The sequence below is a fragment of the Streptomyces sp. NPDC028711 genome, from assembly GCF_055565415.1.
Genome location: NZ_JBVHUJ010000001.1, coordinates 552,422 through 570,853 on the forward strand (window position 1 = coordinate 552,422; position 18,432 = coordinate 570,853).

General features: G+C 73.1%; 16 protein-coding genes and 1 pseudogene. 4 read left to right on the forward strand and 13 right to left on the reverse strand.

The genetic code is table 11. From position 1 onward, the window contains the following. Positions 1-49: 49 nt before the first annotated feature. The 5 genes from ACZ4VK_RS02475 to ACZ4VK_RS02495 all read right to left on the reverse strand — a co-directional run bounded on the left by ACZ4VK_RS02475 (position 50) and on the right by ACZ4VK_RS02495 (position 5,099). Positions 50-856, reverse strand: coding sequence for a GNAT family N-acetyltransferase (locus ACZ4VK_RS02475; RefSeq protein ID WP_468347632.1), 807 nt, complete (start codon positions 854-856; stop codon positions 50-52). A 49-nt stretch (positions 857-905) separates the two neighbouring features. After that, entirely contained in the window at positions 906-2,393 is a 1,488-nt protein-coding gene (locus ACZ4VK_RS02480) for a bifunctional RNase H/acid phosphatase (RefSeq protein WP_468347633.1), read from the reverse strand. Next, complete coding sequence (locus ACZ4VK_RS02485; protein ID WP_468348806.1) at positions 2,393-3,136, reverse strand: zinc ribbon domain-containing protein; 744 nt, start codon at positions 3,134-3,136, stop codon at positions 2,393-2,395. Before ACZ4VK_RS02485 ends, ACZ4VK_RS02480 begins: the two co-directional genes overlap by 1 nt. Then, entirely contained in the window at positions 3,133-3,951 is an 819-nt protein-coding gene (locus ACZ4VK_RS02490; RefSeq protein WP_468347635.1) for a Nif3-like dinuclear metal center hexameric protein, read from the reverse strand. The genes ACZ4VK_RS02485 and ACZ4VK_RS02490 overlap by 4 nt, the downstream gene beginning before the upstream one ends. Positions 3,952-4,061: 110 nt before the next feature. After that, positions 4,062-5,099 carry an ABC transporter substrate-binding protein gene (locus tag ACZ4VK_RS02495; protein ID WP_468347637.1) on the reverse strand — a complete coding sequence of 346 codons (1,038 nt, stop codon included), beginning with the start codon at positions 5,097-5,099 and terminating at the stop codon, positions 4,062-4,064. Positions 5,100-5,326: 227 nt separating this feature from the next. Between ACZ4VK_RS02495 and ACZ4VK_RS02500 the strand changes: the two genes are divergently transcribed. Both ACZ4VK_RS02500 and ACZ4VK_RS02505 read left to right on the forward strand, forming a co-directional pair. Next, a complete protein-coding gene (locus ACZ4VK_RS02500) occupies positions 5,327-6,499 on the forward strand; it encodes a hypothetical protein (protein ID WP_468347639.1) in 1,173 nt (390 codons plus the stop codon). A 48-nt stretch (positions 6,500-6,547) separates the two neighbouring features. Next, positions 6,548-6,676: a hypothetical protein gene (locus tag ACZ4VK_RS02505; protein ID WP_389683828.1), complete on the forward strand. Its 129-nt coding sequence runs from the start codon at positions 6,548-6,550 to the stop codon at positions 6,674-6,676. 94 nt (positions 6,677-6,770) lie between these two features. On the opposite strand, the gene ACZ4VK_RS02510 is transcribed toward ACZ4VK_RS02505, so the two are convergent. From ACZ4VK_RS02510 to ACZ4VK_RS02520, 3 genes are read right to left on the reverse strand one after another with little or no spacing between them, the layout of a single operon-like run. Continuing rightward, positions 6,771-7,715 (reverse strand): 3-oxoacyl-ACP reductase, encoded by a 945-nt coding sequence (locus tag ACZ4VK_RS02510; RefSeq protein WP_468347641.1) that lies wholly within the window; start codon positions 7,713-7,715, stop codon positions 6,771-6,773. Positions 7,716-7,726: 11 nt separating this feature from the next. Further along, positions 7,727-8,803 (reverse strand): Zn-dependent alcohol dehydrogenase, encoded by a 1,077-nt coding sequence (locus tag ACZ4VK_RS02515; protein WP_468347642.1) that lies wholly within the window; start codon positions 8,801-8,803, stop codon positions 7,727-7,729. A 33-nt stretch (positions 8,804-8,836) separates the two neighbouring features. Then, a complete protein-coding gene (locus tag ACZ4VK_RS02520) occupies positions 8,837-9,691 on the reverse strand; it encodes a MaoC/PaaZ C-terminal domain-containing protein (RefSeq protein WP_468347644.1) in 855 nt (284 codons plus the stop codon). 321 nt (positions 9,692-10,012) lie between these two features. Here ACZ4VK_RS02520 and ACZ4VK_RS02525 point away from each other — a divergent pair. Further along, positions 10,013-10,417 (forward strand): annotated as a pseudogene (locus tag ACZ4VK_RS02525) (response regulator); the annotation flags it as partial. A 74-nt stretch (positions 10,418-10,491) separates the two neighbouring features. On the opposite strand, the gene ACZ4VK_RS02530 reads toward ACZ4VK_RS02525, so the two are convergent. The 4 genes from ACZ4VK_RS02530 to ACZ4VK_RS02545 all read right to left on the reverse strand — a co-directional run bounded on the left by ACZ4VK_RS02530 (position 10,492) and on the right by ACZ4VK_RS02545 (position 16,724). Then, a complete protein-coding gene (locus ACZ4VK_RS02530) occupies positions 10,492-11,781 on the reverse strand; it encodes a phospholipase D-like domain-containing protein (protein ID WP_468347646.1) in 1,290 nt (429 codons plus the stop codon). Between the two features lie 14 nt (positions 11,782-11,795). Beyond that, positions 11,796-13,265, reverse strand: coding sequence for an MFS transporter (locus tag ACZ4VK_RS02535; protein WP_468347648.1), 1,470 nt, complete (start codon positions 13,263-13,265; stop codon positions 11,796-11,798). Positions 13,266-13,341: 76 nt separating this feature from the next. Next, positions 13,342-14,538 carry a lipid-transfer protein gene (locus ACZ4VK_RS02540; RefSeq protein WP_468347650.1) on the reverse strand — a complete coding sequence of 399 codons (1,197 nt, stop codon included), beginning with the start codon at positions 14,536-14,538 and terminating at the stop codon, positions 13,342-13,344. Between the two features lie 11 nt (positions 14,539-14,549). Then, positions 14,550-16,724 (reverse strand): acyl-CoA dehydrogenase, encoded by a 2,175-nt coding sequence (locus tag ACZ4VK_RS02545; protein WP_468347652.1) that lies wholly within the window; start codon positions 16,722-16,724, stop codon positions 14,550-14,552. Positions 16,725-16,834: 110 nt separating this feature from the next. Here ACZ4VK_RS02545 and ACZ4VK_RS02550 point away from each other — a divergent pair, with 110 nt between their 5' ends. Continuing rightward, positions 16,835-17,236, forward strand: a complete 402-nt coding sequence (locus ACZ4VK_RS02550; RefSeq protein WP_468347654.1) for a hypothetical protein — start codon at positions 16,835-16,837, stop codon at positions 17,234-17,236. An 88-nt stretch (positions 17,237-17,324) separates the two neighbouring features. Here the strand turns inward: ACZ4VK_RS02550 and ACZ4VK_RS02555 are convergent, their stop codons facing one another. Beyond that, positions 17,325-18,296 carry an endonuclease/exonuclease/phosphatase family protein gene (locus ACZ4VK_RS02555; RefSeq protein ID WP_468347656.1) on the reverse strand — a complete coding sequence of 324 codons (972 nt, stop codon included), beginning with the start codon at positions 18,294-18,296 and terminating at the stop codon, positions 17,325-17,327. Between the last annotated feature and the right edge of the window lie 136 nt (positions 18,297-18,432).

Below are 18,432 nucleotides of genomic sequence, written 5' to 3' on the forward strand. Positions count from 1 at the left end.
CACCGTCTCCACGGCCGCACCCCCACGCCTCCGGACGACAGCCGCGCGATCATACGGGCGCGGGGGCGAACTCCACCCCGAGGTGGTCGGTCACCGGGCGGTAGCCGAGACGCTGGTAGAGGGCGTTGCTGGTGGGGTTGGCCAGGTCCGTGAAGAGCAGGACCTGCGCGGCGCCGCCGTCCAGGGCGGCCCGGCTGACGGCGGCGGTGACCCCGGCCGCGTAGCCCCTGCGGCGCTCCTCGGGCGGGGTGTAGACGAGGTGGACACGGGCCTGGCCCTCGATCGTGCGGGACACCGCGGCCATCGCGACCGGGCGGCCGCCGGGGGTCTCCCAGAGCAGCAGCCGCCCCTCGCGGATCCGTTCGGCGACGGGGCCCGTGACGTCCTGCTCGGGGTCCTCCCCGATGGCTCGGGCGAAGCCGCGCGCCCAGGCGGTGACGAGCGGCACGTCCGCCGCGTCCGCGACACGGGCCCTGCCTTCGGGGGCGGGCTCCGGCGGGACCAGCGCGCCGAGCCGGAAGAGCCGCATCCGGACGGTGGGCGACCAGGGGCGGCCCGAGGCCTCCGCGTACGCCTCGACGGCGGCCGTCTCACCGCGCAGCCCGGTCGGCTCCTCACCCGCGGGGAGGACGAGGGCGCGGGCCGCCGCCACGGTCATGGCCCCGAAGGCGGGCACGCGGGCCGGTGACACGACGAACACGCCCGTGACGCGGCCGTCGGGCTCGGCCCACCAGCCGAGCAGGTCCGCCCTGTCCATGAGGGTCAGGACGGCGGTGTTACGGGCGGGCTCGGCGGCCAGGTGGTCAGCGGCGGCGGTACGGAACGCGGTGGCGTCCTCGGTGAAGTGCCAGGTCATGACGGGATGCTGGTACGGGGCGAGGGCTCCGCGCCAGCTCTTTACGGCGTCAGTTCCGCAGGTGCGAGGTGTCGTTGAGGAGCCGTACGGAGGCGTTGCCGTCGGCGTAGTAGGCCACGGCGGAGATCGACGCGGCCGACAGCTCCATCCGGAACAGCGCCTCGGGCGGGGCGCCGAGCGCGAGCCGGACCAGGGTCTTGATCGGCGTGACATGGGTGACGAGGAGGACGGTCCGGCCCGCGTGGGCGGCGGTCAGCCGGTCCCGGGTCGCGGCGACGCGGCGGGCCACGGCGGCGAAGCTCTCTCCGCCGCCGGTGGGCGCGGCCTTCGGGGAGGCGAGCCAGGCGTCGAGGTCCTCGGGGTACCGCTCCCGGACCTCACCGAAGGTCAGCCCCTCCCAGGCACCGAAGTCGGTCTCCCGGAGCCCCTGTTCGATCCGTACGTCGAGCCCGAGGCGGGCGGCGACGGCGGCGGCGGTCTGGCGGCAGCGGGTGAGGGGCGAGCTGACGATCTCCTGGATGGTGCCGCGCGCGGCGAGCGCCTCGGCGACGGCCTGCGCCTGCCGCAGCCCGGCCGGTGACAGCTCGGGGTCGGACCCCCCGCTTCCCGAGAACCGCTTCTCGGGCGTGAGCGCGGTCTCCCCGTGCCGCAACAGCACGAACGTGGCGGGCGCCCCCATGTCGGGCCCGACCTGGCCCTGTGGGGGCGCGGGGGCGACGGCGGCGGGCGGGGAGGTCTCCAGGTCGGCCGAGGTCACGACGTCGCCCGAGGACACGGGCTCGTCCGAAGTCACGACGTCACCCGCGGTCACGAGCTCGCCCGAGGCCACCAGCGCTTCCGTCGCGAACAGGCCGTCGTCCGGCGCGGACGGAGCCGACGGGCGCGACGCGGCGCTCGGCCAGGCGGCGGTGCCGGTGGCACCCCCGGTCATGCCCTCGCGGTCCGCCGTACGGGTCCCGGCGCCGCCCGAGGGCCGGGCGCCGAGCGCCGCCCTCGCGCGGGCCGCGCCCGCCGTCGCGTCGCCGGGCGGGCCCGACGGGGCGAGGGCGGCGTTGCGCGCGGCGGAGGCGTCGAGCGCGGCCGTCGAGGCGGACGGCTCCCACGGGCGGCCCCGCCTGCCCGCGTCCATCGCCTCGTTCGCGAGCCGGTCCGCGTGCTTGTTGCGCTCCCGGGGGATCCACTCGTAGCGGACCCGGCCGGCCGGGAAGACCCGGCCCGCCTCGGCGGCGAGCGGCTTCATGTCCGGGTGCTTGATCTTCCAGCGGCCGGACATCTGCTCGACGACCAGCTTGGAGTCCATCCGGACGTGGACGACGGCGTCGGGGAACAGCGCCCGGGCCGCCTTGAGGCCCGCCACCAGACCCTTGTACTCGGCGACGTTGTTCGTCGCCACGCCGATGTACTCGGCCGCCTCCGCGAGCGTCTCGCCCGTCACGGGGTCCAGGACGACCGCCCCGTAGCCGGCGGGCCCCGGGTTGCCCCGGGATCCCCCGTCGGCCTCGACGATCACTTCTCGCGGAGACGGAAGGGCGGACATTACAGACCGGACTCCGAGGTGCGGACGAGGATGCGGCGGCAGTTCTCGCAGCGGACGACCGCGTCACGGGCGGCGGCGCGGATGTCGTTGAGCTCGGTGATGTTGAGCTCCATGTGGCAGCCCTCGCACTTGCGCTGGAACAGCCGGGCCGCGCCGACGCCGCCCTGCTGCACGCGCAGCTTCTCGTACAGCTTCAGGAGGTCGGCGGGGACGGAGGCCGAGATGAGCTCGCGCTCCTTGGTCACCGAGGCGACCTCGGCGTCCAGCTCGGCCTCGGCGGCGTCACGCCGGGCGGTGGCGTCGTCGGTCTTGGCCTGGACGGCGGAGACCCGCTCGGTCAGCTCGGCGAGGCGCTCCTGCGCGGACTCGCGGCGCTCCATGACCTCGAGGACGATCTCCTCCAGGTCGCCCTGGCGCTTGGCGAGGGAGACGATCTCGCGCTGGAGGTTCTCCAGGTCCTTCGGGGAGGACACGGCGCCGGAGTCGAGGCGCTGCTGGTCGCGGGCGGCCCGCTGGCGGACCTGGTCGACGTCCTGCTCGGCCTTGGTCTGCTCACGGCCGCAGTCGCTCTCCTCGGTCTGCGCGGCGACGAGCAGGTCGCGCAGCTGGGTGAGGTCCTTGGTCAGCGACTCGATCTCGGCGTGCTCGGGCAGCGACTGCCGCTTGTGGGCGAGCTGCTGGAGGCGGACGTCCAGGGCCTGGACGTCGAGGAGGCGGATCTGGTCGGCGGGCGCGGCGTTCAGTTGGGGGCTCCAGGGGAGGTGTGGTGGGAGGACCAGGGGTCGGTGACCGTCTTCGAGACGTGGACGCGGAGGTCCCAGCCGTGGCGGTCGGAAATCTCGTCGAGCTGGGCGGCGGCCTGCTCGCACCAGGGCCATTCGGTGGCCCAGTGGGCGGCGTCGACCAGAGCGAGGGGTGAGTGCTGGGTGGCCTCGGAGACCGGGTGGTGGCGCAGGTCGGCGGTGAGGAAGGCGTCCACCCCCGCGGCGCGTACGGCGTCGAAGAGGCTGTCGCCCGAGCCGCCGCTGACGGCGACGCGGCGCACGGTCATGGCGGGGTCGCCGGCGACCCGGATGCCCTGCGCGGTGGCGGGCAGTCGCTTCGCGGCGCGCTCGGCGAACTCCGCGAGGGTCTCGGGGTGGTCGAGTTCGCAGATCCGGCCGAGGTTGTTCTCGGGGACGAGGGGGCCGGTGACGCGGAGGCCGAGGGCGCCGGCGAGGGCGTCGGAGACGCCGGGGTCGGCGGTGTCGGCGTTGGTGTGCGCGACGTGGAGGGCGATGTCGTGCTTGATGAGGCCGTGCACGACGCGGCCCTTGAAGTGGCCGGCCGCGACCGTCGTCGTACCGCGCAGATAGAGCGGGTGGTGGGTGACGATCAGGTCGGCGCCGAGGGAGACGGCCTCGTCGGCGATCTCCTGGACGGGGTCGACGGCGAAGAGCACGCGGGTGACCTCGGCGTCGGGGTCGCCGCAGACGGTGCCGACGGCGTCCCACGACTCGGCCCGCTCGGGTGGCCAGAGGGCGTCGAGCGCGGCGATGACTTCAGACAGACGGGGCACGGGGGAAAGGCTACCTGGCTCACGCGCCCGACCGTCGTGCCCGGTGCGGGGGCGTGGGTACGGGGGCGCGCACCGGCCCCCGTACTCCCGTGGCCGTCCGGTCGTCGTCCCTACTTCTTGACGAGGTCCGCGCGCAGGTCGTCGAGGACCTCGTTCGCCGCCGTCACGCCGAGGCCGAGGTACCAGGTCTCGTCCGGGACGTCCTTGGCCTGGCCGGCCTTGACCGCCTTGAGGTTCTTCCAGAGCGGGTTGCCCTGGGCGGTGTCCTTCTTGGTGGCCTTGGCGTCGCCGTACACGCCGGTGAAGATCCAGTCGGCGTCGGCCTCGTCGATCTTCTCGGGGCTGATCTCGGCGGCGAGGTCGTCGATCTGCTGGTTCTTGGGCCGCGGCAGGCCGGTGTCCTCGAGGATGGTGCCGATGAAGGACGCCTTGGCGTAGAGGCGGATCTTGCCGGGGAGGTAGCGGACCATCGAGATGGTCGGCTTGTTCGGTCCGATGTCCGTGCCGAGCTGCTTCGCCTTCGTCTCGTACGCGGCGAGCTTCGCCTTCGCCTCCGCGGTCCTGTCGAGCGCGGCGGCGTTCAGGAGGTAGTTCTCCTTCCAGGTGAAGCCCGGACGGATGGAGAACACGGTCGGCGCGATCTTCGACAGTTCGTCGTACTTGTCGGCGGCGCGGAGCTGGCTGCCGAGGATCAGGTCGGGCTGGAGGTTGGCGATGGCCTCCAGGTTGAGGTTGTTGATGGTGCCGACGGACTTCGGGGCGCCGGCGTCCTTCTTGAGGTACCCGGGGATGCCGTCGTCGCCCTCGGAGGGGGCGTAACCGACGGGCTGGATGCCGAGGGAGACGACGTTGTCGAGCTCGCCGACGTCGAGGACGACGACCCGCTTGGGCGCGGACTTCAGCTCGGTCTTGCCGAGGGCGTGGGTCAGGGTGCGGGGGAACTGACCGGCCTTGGCGTCGGTGCCCAGGGCCGCGGTCTTGGCCGCCGCGTCGCCGAAGTCCTTGCCGCCGGTGGCGACGTCCTTCTTCTTGGTCGTGTCCTCCTTCGCGGAGGCGTCGGAGCCTCCGTCCCCTCCTCCGCAGGCCGCGAGCGAGAGCGAGGCGGCGAGGGCGACGACAGCGGCGGTGCCGCGGCGGCGGAGGGACATGAGAAGGCTCCTGTAAGGGTCCTGGCGGGGCTACGGGCACGACCGGACGGAGCCACAGACTCCGTTTAGGTTCGCCTTACCTTACTCACCACGGGTCACTCCAGCACAGCCGCCCCCCTCCCCTCAGCCGAACCGCCGCACGGCCACCCTTATGTGTGAAGTGACCGGGCTCGTGTTGTTCGGCTGGAAGTGCGAAAACTAGCTTCGTGGCCGGAGGTGACGAGTCGATGACAGCGTGTGCCATCGAGACGGCGGCCGAGGACGACGACCGCGAGGGAAGCCGGGACGGGGAGCGCCCCGGGGGAGCCGTCCGGCCGACGGGGTTCACGATCACGGCGAACGGCGCGTACGCGGCCCGGCTCGCGGGCGCCGGGGACGCCCTGTACGTGGAGCGGTGGACCCTCGACGGTCCTGAGCCGTACGCGGTGCCGCTCCCCCTCGACCAGCCGGAGGAGCCGGGCACCCAGCTGCTGCCCCTCGCCGACGGCCGGGTCCTCGTCGCCCGCCGCGTGGACGGGCGGCGGAACACGTTCTCGCTGCTCTACCCCACGGGACCGGCCACCGGCGAGCTCCAGCTCGGCGCGGTGGAGGCCCCGGGCTCCGAGCACCTGACGCTGCTCCCGCCCTCGCCGGACGGCATCTGCGCGTACGCGATGTGCGTCGGCCCCGACACGACGACGCTCTGGCTGGTCGCGGGCGGCGCCTTCGGCCCTGAGCAGGTGGCGGAGGTGAAGGGCCGCTGCGCGGGCGGGGTGTGGCTCGACCGCACGGGCCGGATGCTCGCGCTCGACCGGCGGCTCGACGGCGGTCCCGTGAAGGCCGTCGCCGTCGACCTGGAGCGGGGCGGGGAGGTGACGCCGCTGCTCCAGATCACCGAGGACAGTCACGACCGGCTGCTCCTCGCCGACCCGGACAGCGGGCTGCTCCTGATCCGCTCCGACGCGCCGTCGCCCGGGCATGACCGGCTCGGCTGGGGGGTGCTCGGGAGTCTGCTCCCGGTGCGGTTCCCCGAGTGCCTGCGGCTCGACGACGCGGCGGTGACGCCGTTCGCCGTGCAGCCGGGGCAGGTGCTGATGCCGGAGAGCTGCGGGGTGGCGCTGCGGATCGACGCGGCGGGCGGGAGCTGGGTCGGGACCTGGCAGCCCTCGGCCCGGCGGATGGGGCAGGTGGCGGCCCCCGCGGGCTGGCTGGCCGGTGCGGGGCTCTGGACGGCCGGCGGTGTCCTGCGGCTGCCGTACGTGACGGCCGGGGCGCCGTGCGGGCTCGCGGACGTGGAGGCGCCGCCGGAGCCCGAGCCGGTGCCGGTCGCGGTCGCCGCGGCGGTCGTCGAGGAGCCCCGGGTGTGCCGTCCGGTGCCGCTTCAGCAGGCACCTCTCACCGACCGGAAACCCGCTGACTAGACTCTCGGGCTGCACAGCAAGACCGATGTCAACGGGGTGAGTTCGACCATGTCGGAAAACAGCACGCACGGGCAGGAGCGCAACGGCTCCGGCAAGCACCGCGGTCAGGCCGCGCCGGCGGAGGACTCCGCGTCCTCCCCGCACGGCCGTCACCGCCGCGAGCCCGACGCGCAGTGACCGGGTAGGTCCAGATGAGGCGAAGGGCCCCGGGGTCTCCCCCGGGGCCCTTCGTCATCCCCACCGCTGACCGTCCTCGTGCGACGGCCGGTCCTCAGCCCCTTTTGAGTCCCAGCACCTCCGTCGCCGCGAAGGTCTCGCCCGCCGGGCGGGCGGCGTAGTGCGGGGTGAGCAGGCCGTCCAGTTCCTCGTACGTGAACGCCTCCTTGGCCGTGTCGAACTTGGCCGACACCCGCGGCCGGTCGACGACCGCCACCATCCCGCCGTGCACGACGAGCAGCTGGCCGTTGACCCCGGCCGCCGCCGGGGAGGCGAGATAGCCGACGAGCGGCGCCACGTGATCGGGGGACAGCGGGTCGAGCGCGCCCTCCTCCGTCGGCTCCCCGAAGCCGGCGAACACGTCCTCCGTCATCCGCGTCCTGGCCCTCGGGCAGATCGCGTTCGCCGTCACCCCGTACCGGGCGAGCGCGAGCGCCGTCGACGTGGTCAGGCCCACGATGCCGCCCTTGGCCGCCGCGTAGTTGGGCTGTCCGGCCGAGCCGGCGAGGAAGGCCTCGGACGAGGTGTTGACGATCCGGCCGTGAACACCGGTCTCCCCCGCCTTGGCGCGGCCCCGCCAGTGCGCGGCGGCGAAGTGGGTGGTGTTGAAGTGGCCCTTGAGGTGGACCCGTACGACCGAGTCCCACTCGTCCTCGCTCATCGAGAAGACCATCCGGTCACGCAGGATGCCCGCGTTGTTGACCAGGACGTCCAGTTTCCCGAACTGGGCGACGGCCAGGGCGACCAGGGCCCGTGCGGTCTCGAAGTCGGAGACGTCGCCGAGGTGCGCGACGGCCCGGCCGCCCGCCGCGCGGATCTCGGCGGCGACCTCCTCGGCGGGCCCGGCGGAGGCCGTGCCCGAGCCGTCGCGGCCGGGCTGCCCGTAGTCGTTGACGACGACGGCGGCGCCGAGCCGGGCCAGTTCGAGGGCCTCGGCGCGGCCGAGACCGCGCCCGGCGCCGGTGACGATCGCGCTCAGTCCGTCGAGCGGAAGGGTCATGGCCGTCCCTCTCAGATCTCGATGCAGGTACGGAGAGCGGCGCCCGTGCGCATCTGCTCCAGGGCCTCGTTGATCCCCGCGAGCGGCACCCGGTGGGTGATGAGCGACTCCAGGTCGATGCGGCCCGCCCGCCAGAGGGCGATGGCCCTCTCGTACGAGCGGAGCACGTCGCCGCCGCCGTACATGGACGGCAGGATCCGCTTCTCGTCGAAGAACAGCTCGAACATGCTGAGCTTGAGGTGGTCGTCGAGGGCTCCGGCGCCGACGACGCAGAGGGTGCCGCCGCGCCGGGTCGTCTCGTACGCGGTGCGGGCGGTGGCAGACCTGCCGACGACCTCGAAGACGTAGTCGAAGCCCTCCCCGCCGGTGATCCGCTGCTTGGCGTCGGCGAGGGCGTCCGGGGCGACGGCCTCGGTGGCGCCGAAGCGCAGGGCGGCCTCGCGGCGCGAGGCGACGGGGTCGACGGCGACGATCTGGGCGGCGCCCTGGAGCCTGGCGCCCTGGATCGCGGAGACGCCGACGCCTCCGCAGCCGATGACGGCGACCGACGAACCGGCCTCCACCTTGGCGGTGTTGATGGCGGCGCCGAGGCCGGTGGTGACGCCGCAGCCGATGAGGGCGGCGATCTCGAAGGGGACGTCGTCGGGGATCGGGACGGCGCAGCCGGCGTCGACGACGACCTCCTCGGTGAAGGTGCCGGTGCCGGCGAAGCCGAAGAGGTCGCCGCCGGGGCGCTTGAAGTTGGGCGTGCCGGCGTTCATGAAGCCGGCAAGGCAGAGGTGCGTCTGGCCGCGCCGGCAGGCGGGACAGCTGCCGCAGGCGGGCAGCCAGCAGAGCAGCACCCGCTGGCCCTGGTCGAGTCCGGTGACGCCGTCGCCGACGTCGAGGATCTCGCCCGCGCCCTCGTGGCCGGGGATGAACGGGGCGGGCTGCGGAAGGACGCCGCTCATCGCGGAGACGTCGGAGTGGCAGAGGCCGGTGGCCCGGACCCGGATCCGCACCTTGCCGGGGCCGAAGCCCACGGCCTCGACGTCGTCGAGGACTTCGAGTTTGTCCTGGCCGATCTCGTGCAGTACGGCTGCGCGCATGGTGCGGCTCCCTCCGGGACGGGTGTGATGGTTCTACGAGTGTTCGACGAGGGTGTCGGCGAGTACGGGGGCGTCGTCGCGCTCCACGGCCGTGACCGTCACCTGGACGCGGCCCTCCCCGGCCCACATCCGGATGCGCAGGGTCTCGCCGGGGAAGACGATTCCGGCGAAGCGCGTGCGGTACGAGGTGACCCGGGTGACGTCCCCGCCGAGCACCGTGTCCACGACCGCCTTGAGGGTCATGCCGTACGAGCAGAGGCCGTGCAGGATCGGCCGGTCGAAGCCGGCGAGCTCGGCGAACTCGGGGTCGGCGTGGAGCGGGTTCCAGTCCCCGGAGAGCCGGTAGAGGAGGGCCTGTTCCTCACGGATCGGGCGTTCGGCGGTGACGTCGGGCGCGCGGTCGGGGAGGGCGAGGCGCTCGGAGGGCCCGCGGTCGCCGCCCCAGCCGCCTTCGCCGCGTACGAAGATCTGGGCGTCGCTGGTCCAGAGCGGGCCCTCGTCGTCGGCGGCCTCGGAGCGCAGGACGAGGACGGCGGCCTTGCCCTTGTCGTACACGGCGGCGACGCGGGAGGTGGAGACGGCGCGGCCGGCGACGGGGACGGGGCGGTGGAGGGTGATCGACTGTCCGCCGTGCAGGACGGCGGCGAGGTCGATGTCGATGCCGGGGGCGGAGAGCCCGCCGACGACCCCCATGCCGGCGCCGGCGACGGTGGCGAAGCTGGGCAGGACGTGGAGCCGTGATTCGAGGGTGTAGCGGAGCTCGTCGGGGTCGGTGGCGGGGAGGCCCGCTCCGAGTCCGAGGTGGTAGAGCTGGACGTCCTTGTGGTCCCAGGAGATCCCGGCGCTGCGGGGTTCGGCGGCGAGGGCCTTGGCGGGGTCGATCGGCATCGGGCTGCTGCTCCTCGTGGCGGGGAAGACCTCGGCGCGGCCGTCCGCACCGTCGGCCGCACCGAGGCCGTGCGGGGACCGTCCCGTACGCGCCCGTTCTAGAACGCGTTCTAGGTCGGTGGTCCCCATGTATAGCCGAGCCGATGACGGTTGTGAACCCTCCTGACGGTATGTCAGAAACGGCGGCGCACGGCTCTCCGCGAGCGGGTCGCGGCCGCAGGCGGCACGCTGGTCTCGGGACCGGCCCCCGGGCGCGGATCCCGGGCCGCCGCGGAATTCCCCGTGGCGGCCCCCGGCCCGCACGACGGGGAGCCCACGGAAATGATCAGGATCCTGCTCGCCGAGGACCAGGGGACGACACGGGGCGCCCTGGCGATGCTGCTCGGGATGGAGCGTGACTTCGAGGTGGTCGCGCAGGTCGGGCGCGGCGACGAGGTCGTGGACGCGGCGCTCCTCGTGCGGCCCGATGTGGCGCTGCTCGACGTCGGGCTGCCGGGGCGCTCGGGGCTCGACGCCGCCGCGGACCTGCGGGACGAGGTGCCGGACTGCCGGGTGGTGGTCCTGACGACCGCCGGGCGGCCGGGGTATCTCCGGCGCGCACGGGAGGCGGGGGCGGCCGGGTTCCTGGTCAAGGACGGGCCCGTGGAGGAGCTGGCCGACGCGGTCCGGCGGGTGCTGCGCGGGGAGACGGTGATCGACCCGGCGCTCGCGGCGGCGGCCGCCTCGGAGCAGTACTGACGGCCCGCGACCGTACGGAGGCGGTGCGGGCCACCCGGCGTCACGCGTGGGGGGGCAGGCGCCTACAGCTCGCGTTCCGCGAGGGAGGCGGCGCGCTGGGCCTCGAAGTTGGTCGCGTACTGGTCGAAGACCGTCGAGTCCTCGTACTTGAGGAGGGTCTCGTCGTTCACCGTGAGCGCCATTCCCGTGTACGTGTGGCTGCCGGTGAAGACGATCTTCTTGTTCACGCCGCCGAGATACGTGCCCTCGACCAGCAGGTACTTGGTGTGGGTGTCGGAGCCGCCGCGGCCGTCGTTGTCGAGCTTGTGCAGGATGATCCGGCCCTTCCCCGAGGTCGGCCTGGACAGCCAGGAGGACACCTCGGTCATCGGCTTGCCGGCCGCCGCGTCCCAGTTCTCGAGCGAGCGGTACACGATCTCGATGTGGCAGCCCTGCTCGGCGAGCTCCCACAGCTGCCTGGCCACCTCGGTGCGGGTGATGTGGCCCTGCGCGATGCGGATCTTCGTACGACCGTCGGTGGTGCCGAATCCCGGGGAGTTGCCGCCGCAGGGGTTCGCGGTGCCGGCCGGCGCCACCGTCTTGAGGATGTTCACGATCACGTCGGTGGAGGACCGGGGGAAGAAGTAGACCTTGGCCTTGCCGGCCTGGGTGTCGTGGGCGTAGTCAGCGACCTGCGGAGTCTCCCCGACGGCGGCCGCCGCCTGGTCGTCGAAGTACCGGCTGTACGCGGCGAACAGTTCCGTGTTGCCCACCACCGTCAGGGCGTCGTTCCACCAGGCGTCGGTGTCCTGCCCCGTGAGGTTGCCGGAGGACTGCACCACGACGTTGTCGACCGGGGTGTCGCCCTTGCCCTTGGTACGGGAGAACAGGAAGAACTTGTTGTGGTTGACGTTGTTGTACCAGCCGTCGGGGTCCGTGGCCGTGGTGCCCGGGTCCAGGGCGAGGCAGGCCTCCGAGGGCTTGCAGGTGCGGACCCAGGAGGGCGCGCTGCCGGGCTTCGCCAGCTCGGTCGCGAGGTACGTGGCCGCCCCCGAGGTGCTGTCCGCGTCGAGGACCACCTGGACGGAGACGCCCCGCCGGTGGGCGGCGACCAGCCGGTCGGCCATGTACTGGGAGTGGAACAGGTACAGGGAGATCCGGATGGACGACCCTGCCTCGGCTCCGTCGACGAGGCCCGTCAGGTGGAAGAGGATGCGGCCTGTGGCGGCCTTGTCGGTGCTCGTCGGGTCGTTGAATATCGCGCCGGTGGTCACGGCCACGACGGGCTCCGCCGACGCCGAGGGCGCGACCGTCAGGGCGGCGCCGACGGCGAGGGCGGTCACGGCGGTTCTGAATCTGCTCTTGATCATCATGGCCGCATTGTCGCCTACGCCCCGCGCCGGTCCGCCTCCTTCGGCAGCCAGAACAGCATCAGGACGGCCGCCGTCACGAGGACCCCGGCGGAGACGCGGAAGGCCGCCGCGTAACCGGGAACCAGCCAGGCGGGGTCGGGTACGAGGCCGAAGTGGACGACCGTCGGGGTGGCGGCCGCGGCGACGGTCGTGAGGACGGCGAGACCGATCGCGCCGCCCATCGTGCGGGAGGTGTTGACGAGCCCGGAGACCAGGCCGGCGTCGCCCGGCGAGGCGCTGGACGTGGCCAGGGTCGCGAGCGGGGTGGTCGCGAGGCCGATGCCGCCCATCATGAGGACGCCGGGGCCCAGGATCGTGCCGAGGAAGGTGCCGTCGACGGTCAGCGTCGACTGCCAGGCGAAGCCCGCGGCACCGAGGAGCGCGCCGATGACGGCGAGGTTCCGCGCGCCGACCACGGGCATCAGGTGGGGCGCGAGCTTGGAGCCGAGGAGCACGCTCAGGGAGCTGGGGACGAGCGCGAGACCCGCCTGGAGCGGGGTGTAGCCGAGGACGTTCTGCGCGTACACCGTCATGAAGAACCACATGCCGAAGGAGCTGCAACCGCACAGCAGGATCGCCGCGTTGGCCGCCGACACGGCACGGTTGCGGAAGATGCCGAGCGGTACGAGGGGCTCCCGGGTGCGGGACTCGACGACGACGAAGACGGCGAGGAGGGCGAGGCCGCCGAGCAGCGGCAGCAGGGTGGCCGGGGCGGTCCAGCCCGTCGCCTCCGTCTGCACGATGCCGTACGCGAGGGTGGCGAGGCCCGCCGTGACGAGGACGGCGCCCGGGAGGTCGAGGCGGCGGCCCGCGCCGGTGCGGCTCTCGCGGAGCCACAGGGCCCCGGCGGCGAGGACCAGGATGCCCACGGGCACGTTGATGAGGAGGACCCAGCGCCAGGAGAGCAGGTCGACGAGGAGCCCGCCGACGAAGCCGCCCGCCGCGCCGCCGGCCGCGCCGACCGCCGTCCACGTCCCGATGGCCCGGGTGCGGGCGGCTCCCGCGGGGACGGCCGCCGTGACCAGGGTGAGGGTGGCCGGCGAGAGGAGGGCGGCGCCGAGGCCCTGCACCGCACGGGCGCCGATCAGGTACTGGCCCTCGGGGGCGACGCCGCCGACGACGGAGGCCGCGGTGAAGAGCCCGAGCCCGAGCAGGAACATCGCCTTGCGCCCGTAGAGGTCGGCGGCCCGTCCGCCGAGGAGCATGAAGCCGGCGAAGGCGATCGAGTAGGCGTTGAGCACCCACTGCAGTCCGAGCGTGGAGAGGCCGAGGTCGGCCTTCATCGACGGCAGGGCCACGTTCATGACGGAGACGTCGAGGACGACGAGGAACTGCCCGGCACAGGCGGCGAGGACGACGAGCCAGGCGCGGGGCGGCGCGGCCGGTATGGAGGGGAGGGGGGCGGAGGCCGTGACGGCCTTGCTGACGGGGTCGTTCTGCGGCATGAATGTCATGGTCGCAGACGGCCTCCACCCCGTACATACGCCGTGAGTCCTACGGCTTTCGCCTACGCCGGGAGTCCTACGGCTTCCGCAGCAGCGTCACCACCGCCGCCCCGCCCAGGCCGATGTTGTGCGCGAGTCCGACCCGCGCCCCCGTCACCTGCCGTGCCCCGGCCTCGCCCCGTAGCTGCCAGACGAGTTCGGCGGTCTGCGCGAGGCCCGTCGCGCCGAGCGGGTGGCCCTTGGAGATGAGACCGCCCGAGGGGTTCACGATCCAGCGCCCGCCGTACGTCGTGGCGCCGGACTCGACGAGTTTGCCGGAAGCCCCGTCCTCGCACATGCCGAGCGCCTCGTACGTGAGGAGTTCGTTGATGGAGAAGCAGTCGTGGAGTTCGATGACGTCGACGTCCTCGATGCCGAGCCCCGAGCGCTCGTACGCCTGCCGGGCGGCGGCCCGGGACATCGGGCGGCCGACCGCGTCGATGCAGGAGCCCGAGGCGAAGGACTCCTCGGTGTCGGTGGCCATGGCCTGGCCGGCGATCTCCACGGCCCTTTCCCGCAGGCCGTGTTCCTCGACGAAGCGTCCGGAGACGACGAGGGCGGCGGCCGCGCCGTCGGAGGTGGGCGAGCACTGGAGCCTGGTGAGCGGCCGGTGGACGGTCTTCGCGGCGAGGATCTCGTCGACGGTGCGGGCGTCCTGGAACTGGGCGTACGGGTTGCCCACCGAATGCTGGTGGTTCTTGGCGCCGACGGCCGCGAGCTGCACCTCGGTCGTCCCGTACCGCTCCATGTGCTCACGGGCCGCGTTGCCGAAGATCTGGGCGGTGGGCGGGGTGGCCTCGAAGCCGTGGGCGGCGGCCATGATGCCGTAGTGCCGGGCGACGGGCGAGGTGGCGAAGTCCCCCGCGCCCGAACCGCCGCCGAGCGAACCCCTGCTCATCTTCTCGAAGCCCACCGCGAGGACGCAGTCGGCGATCCCGCCCTCGACGAACTGGCGGGCGGTCATGAGGGCGGTGGAGCCGGTCGCGCAGTTGTTGTTGACGTTGAGGACGGGGATGCCGGAGAGCCCGAGCTCGTACACGGCGCGCTGTCCCGCGGTGGAGGCCTGGAAGCAGTAGCCGACGGCGGCCTGCTCCACGCGCGCGTAGGGCACGCCGGCGTCGGCGAGGGCGGCGGTGCCCGCCTCGCGGACCATGTCCCAGTACTGCCAGTCCCGGGTCTCCGGCTTCTCGAACTTCGTCATCCCGACACCGACGACGTACGCCTTGGTGGTCATCGCGGTCCCCCTCAGTCTCTCGGCAGGCCGAGCAGCCGCTCGGCGACGACATTGAGCTGTACCTGGGTGGTGCCGCCCGCGATCGTGAGGCAGCGGGACATGAGCAGTCCGTGGACGGCCCGTTCACCGGGGCCCTCGCGCACGGCGCCTTCGGGGCCGAGGAGTTCGAGGGTGAGTTCGGCGACCTTCTGCTGGTGCAGGGTCTGGACGAGCTTGCGGACGCTGGCGCCCGCGCCCGGTTCGAGTCCTGAGACCTGGAGCAGGGTGGTGCGCAGGCCGATGCACGCGAGCGCGTGCGCCTCGGCGAGGAGGGCCCCGATCCGTACCCGGACGGAGTCGTCGACGCCGTCCGCACGCTCGATGAGGGCTTCGAGGCCGCTGTCGAAGGCGACCTGGTCGGCCATGTGGACGCGTTCGTTGCCGAGGGTGTTGCGGGCGACCCGCCAGCCGTCGTTCACCTCGCCGACGACGGCGTCGGCGGGGAGGATCGCGTCGTCGAACCAGACCTCGTTGAAGAGGGAGTCCCCGGTGATCTCCTTGAGCGGCCGTACGACGATCCCGGGCGTGTTCCGCATGTCGACGAGGAAGTAGGTGAGCCCCTGGTGCTTGGGGGCGTCGGGGTCGGTACGGGCGAGCAGGATGCCGTGGTGGGCCCACTGGGCGGCGCTCGTCCACACCTTCTGGCCGTTGATCCGCCAGCGTCCGTCCTCGGTGCGTTCGGCGCGGGTGCGGAGGGAGGCGAGGTCGGAGCCGGCGCCGGGTTCGGAGAAGAGCTGGCACCAGAGGCGTTCGCCGCGCAGGGTCGGGCCGAGGTGTTCGGCCTGCTGGGCGGGGGTGCCGTGGGCGAGGAGCGAGGGCACGACCCAGGTGGCGATGCCAAGCCCGGCGACGGTGATCCCGGCCTCGTCCAGTTCGCGCTGGACGGCGAGCTGCTGGAGGGGGCCGGCGCCGAGTCCGTACGGCTCCGGGAGGTGCGGGGCCGCGTAGCCGGTGGGGGCGAGGGCGCGCCGGGCGGCGGCCGGGTCGAGTCCCGCGGCGGGGGCGACGGCCTCGCGGGCCGCTCTCCTGTACGGGTCGGCCTCGGGCGGCAGGTCGAGGCGGAGGCCGCGCCGGACGCCGGCGGAGGCGTGGCGGAGGGCGGCGAGGCGGTGCCGCTCGCCGGTGCCGAGGAGCTGGCGGGCGACGAGGGCGCGCCGGAGCAGCAGATGGGCGTCGTGTTCCCAGGTGAAGCCGGTGCCGCCGAGGATCTGGATGCAGTCCTTGGCGCAGGTGTACGCGGTGTCGAGGGCGGTGGCGGCGGCGAGGGAGGCGGTGAGGGACCGGGCCTCGGTGCGGGTGGCGCGGGCGGCGTCCCAGGTGAGGGCGCGGGCCTGTTCGAGCCGGACGAGCATGTCGGCGCAGAGGTGTTTGACCCCCTGGAACTGTCCGATGGGCCGTCCGAACTGTTCGCGGGTGCGGGCGTGTTCGGCGGCGGTCTCGACGGCGCGGGCGGCGGTGCCGCAGGCGTCGGCTGCGAGGAGGACGGCGGCGAGGTCATGGACGAGGGCGGGGTCGAGGGCGAGTTCGCGGGCTGCGGGGACGGGAAGGGCCCGTGCGGTGACCTCGGCGGTGGGCCGCGTCGGGTCGGCGCTCGTGTGGGGCCGTACGGCGAGCCCGGCGGCGTCCACGGCGAGCCAGACGGAGCCGTCGGCGGTGGCGGCCCGCAGGATCAGAAGATCGGCCTGGGCGCCGCCGAGGACGGGGGGCGCGGTGCCGTCGAGGAGAAAGCCGCCGGCGGTGGGGACGGCGGTGAGGGCGCCGGGAGCGCCACCGGTGCCACTCAGGCCGACGGCCCCGATCCGCTCCCCGCGCGCGAGTGCGGCGGCCGGCTCCCCGAGCCCCGCCCGGTGGAGGAGCTCGGCGGCGAGGACGGAGGGGAGGTACGGCCCCGGCAGCAGGGCCCGGGCGGCCTCCTCCACGACCACGGCCAGGTCGCCGAGGTCGCCGCCGCCTCCCCCGTACTCCTCGGGAAGGTGCGGCCCCAGGAGCCCCTGCGAGGCGAGGGTGTCCCAGTACCCGGGCCGGCCGGTGGCGGGTTCGGGGGCGTCGAGCTCCTTGCGTACGTCCTCCGGGGGGACGGCGCGGGCGAGCAGGCCACGGACGGACCGGGCGAGCTCCCGTTGTTCGTGCGTGATGGCGATGCCCATGGCGGGCAGACTAGAACACGTTTCATTCTGACGGAAGGTCAGATGAGGCTCGGAGTGCGGCCGGGCCGGAGACTTGACCTCAACCGTGGTCGAGGTTTCAGCATGGAGACATGACCGCAGAGAGCGACGGAACCCTTCTCTTCCGCAACACCATGCGCATCACGGAAGGCCACCTGGAGGGCTTCCGCGAGGCCATCGCGAAAGCCGTGGACTTCGCGGAGCGACACGGCCCGCAGCTGATGGTGCAGACGTTCCTCGACGAGCAGCGGATGCTCGCCCACAGTTTCCAGCTCTACCGGGACTCCGACGCGGTCCGCCTGCACTGGAGGCTCGCGGATCCGTACATCGCGGAGGTCATGGAGCACTGCCGGGTGGAGCACTTCGAGGTGTTCGGAGAGCCGGACGCCGAGGTCGCGGCCGGGCTGCGGGACGTGCTCGCCGAGCACGGCACGCTCGTGTTCTCCCCCCGGATCGTCGGCTTCGACCGCTTCACGGAGGCACCCCGAGCGTAGTCGGCGGGGGCAGGTGGAGGCCGGCTCGCGGCGGAAAGCCCCGTCGATCCGCGCGTGCGGACCGACGGGGCCTGCCGTACGCCGACCGCTACTGCTCCCAGGCCGCCGCGCCGCGCAGGAGGTGGTGGTCGGACATGCCCGGCGGACAGGGCAGTGCGTCCCCCCGCACGGTCTTGAACCACTCGTAGCTCAGGAAGACGTAGTCGATCTTACTGTTCCCGGTCGTTTCCGAGGAGCAGGTCGTGGTGGCCGTCGCCTCGCCGCTGCGGCAGCGGTCCGCCGTCTGCGGGCAGTCGACGGCCGTGAAGTGCTCCTTGTCGTTCTCGTCCACTTCCTGGAACAGGCCGGTCGAACCGGTCCCGTGGTTGTAGAGAGTGTTCATGTCGACGTGTCCGGGCACCTGGTTGAAGTCTCCCGCCAGGACCACCGGTTCGCCCGCCTGCCGGCCGGCCTTGACGAGCGTCGCCACCTCGGGGATCTGCTCGGCCGTGGTCGCGTCATGGGGATCGATGTGGGTGTTGCAGGCGCGGGCCACGCGGGCGCCCAGCTTGGTCTGGGCGCACAGGAGGATGCGGTTCTCCGTGTCCTTCGTGGACACCTCGGGGAGGAAGGTGACGCTCCGCGTCCCCGCGACGACCGAGCCGGCACCCTTCGAGAAGATCGCGAGACCGTATCGGCGGTCGACCGGATCCCACTGGTCGCACTTGGAAGCGGAGGCCAGCGACGCGCCCCACACGGTGTCGTAGGAGTCCTCGCCGGAGCGTCCCGCCAGCGCGTCGCGGACCAGCTTCCACTGCCCGTAACAGACTTCCTGAAGCATGATCAGATCCGCGTCCCAGGCGTCGATCTCCTTCACCAGGCTGGAGACCCACGCGGACCTGACGGCGTCGGTGGCCTCCGTCAGCGGGCAACTGGCACCGCACACGTTGTACGAGACGAAGCGCAGCTCCGGTGCGGTCTGCGGAGTCACCTCGTCGGCCTGAACCGGCCCCGTCCCCGTGCCGAGGAGCAGACCTGTCGAGAAGAGCGCGGCGAGCAGCGCTCTGAACGACGCACGCATGGGCACGTCTCCCTTCGTGATCGGTAATGAACGGCGCATCCTCGCACAGCCGGCCCGACGCCCAAGGAGCCGGTAAGGGGGCCGGTAAGGTGGGAACCTTCGGCGGGCGGCAGCCACCCGGAGTCCTGACAAGGCG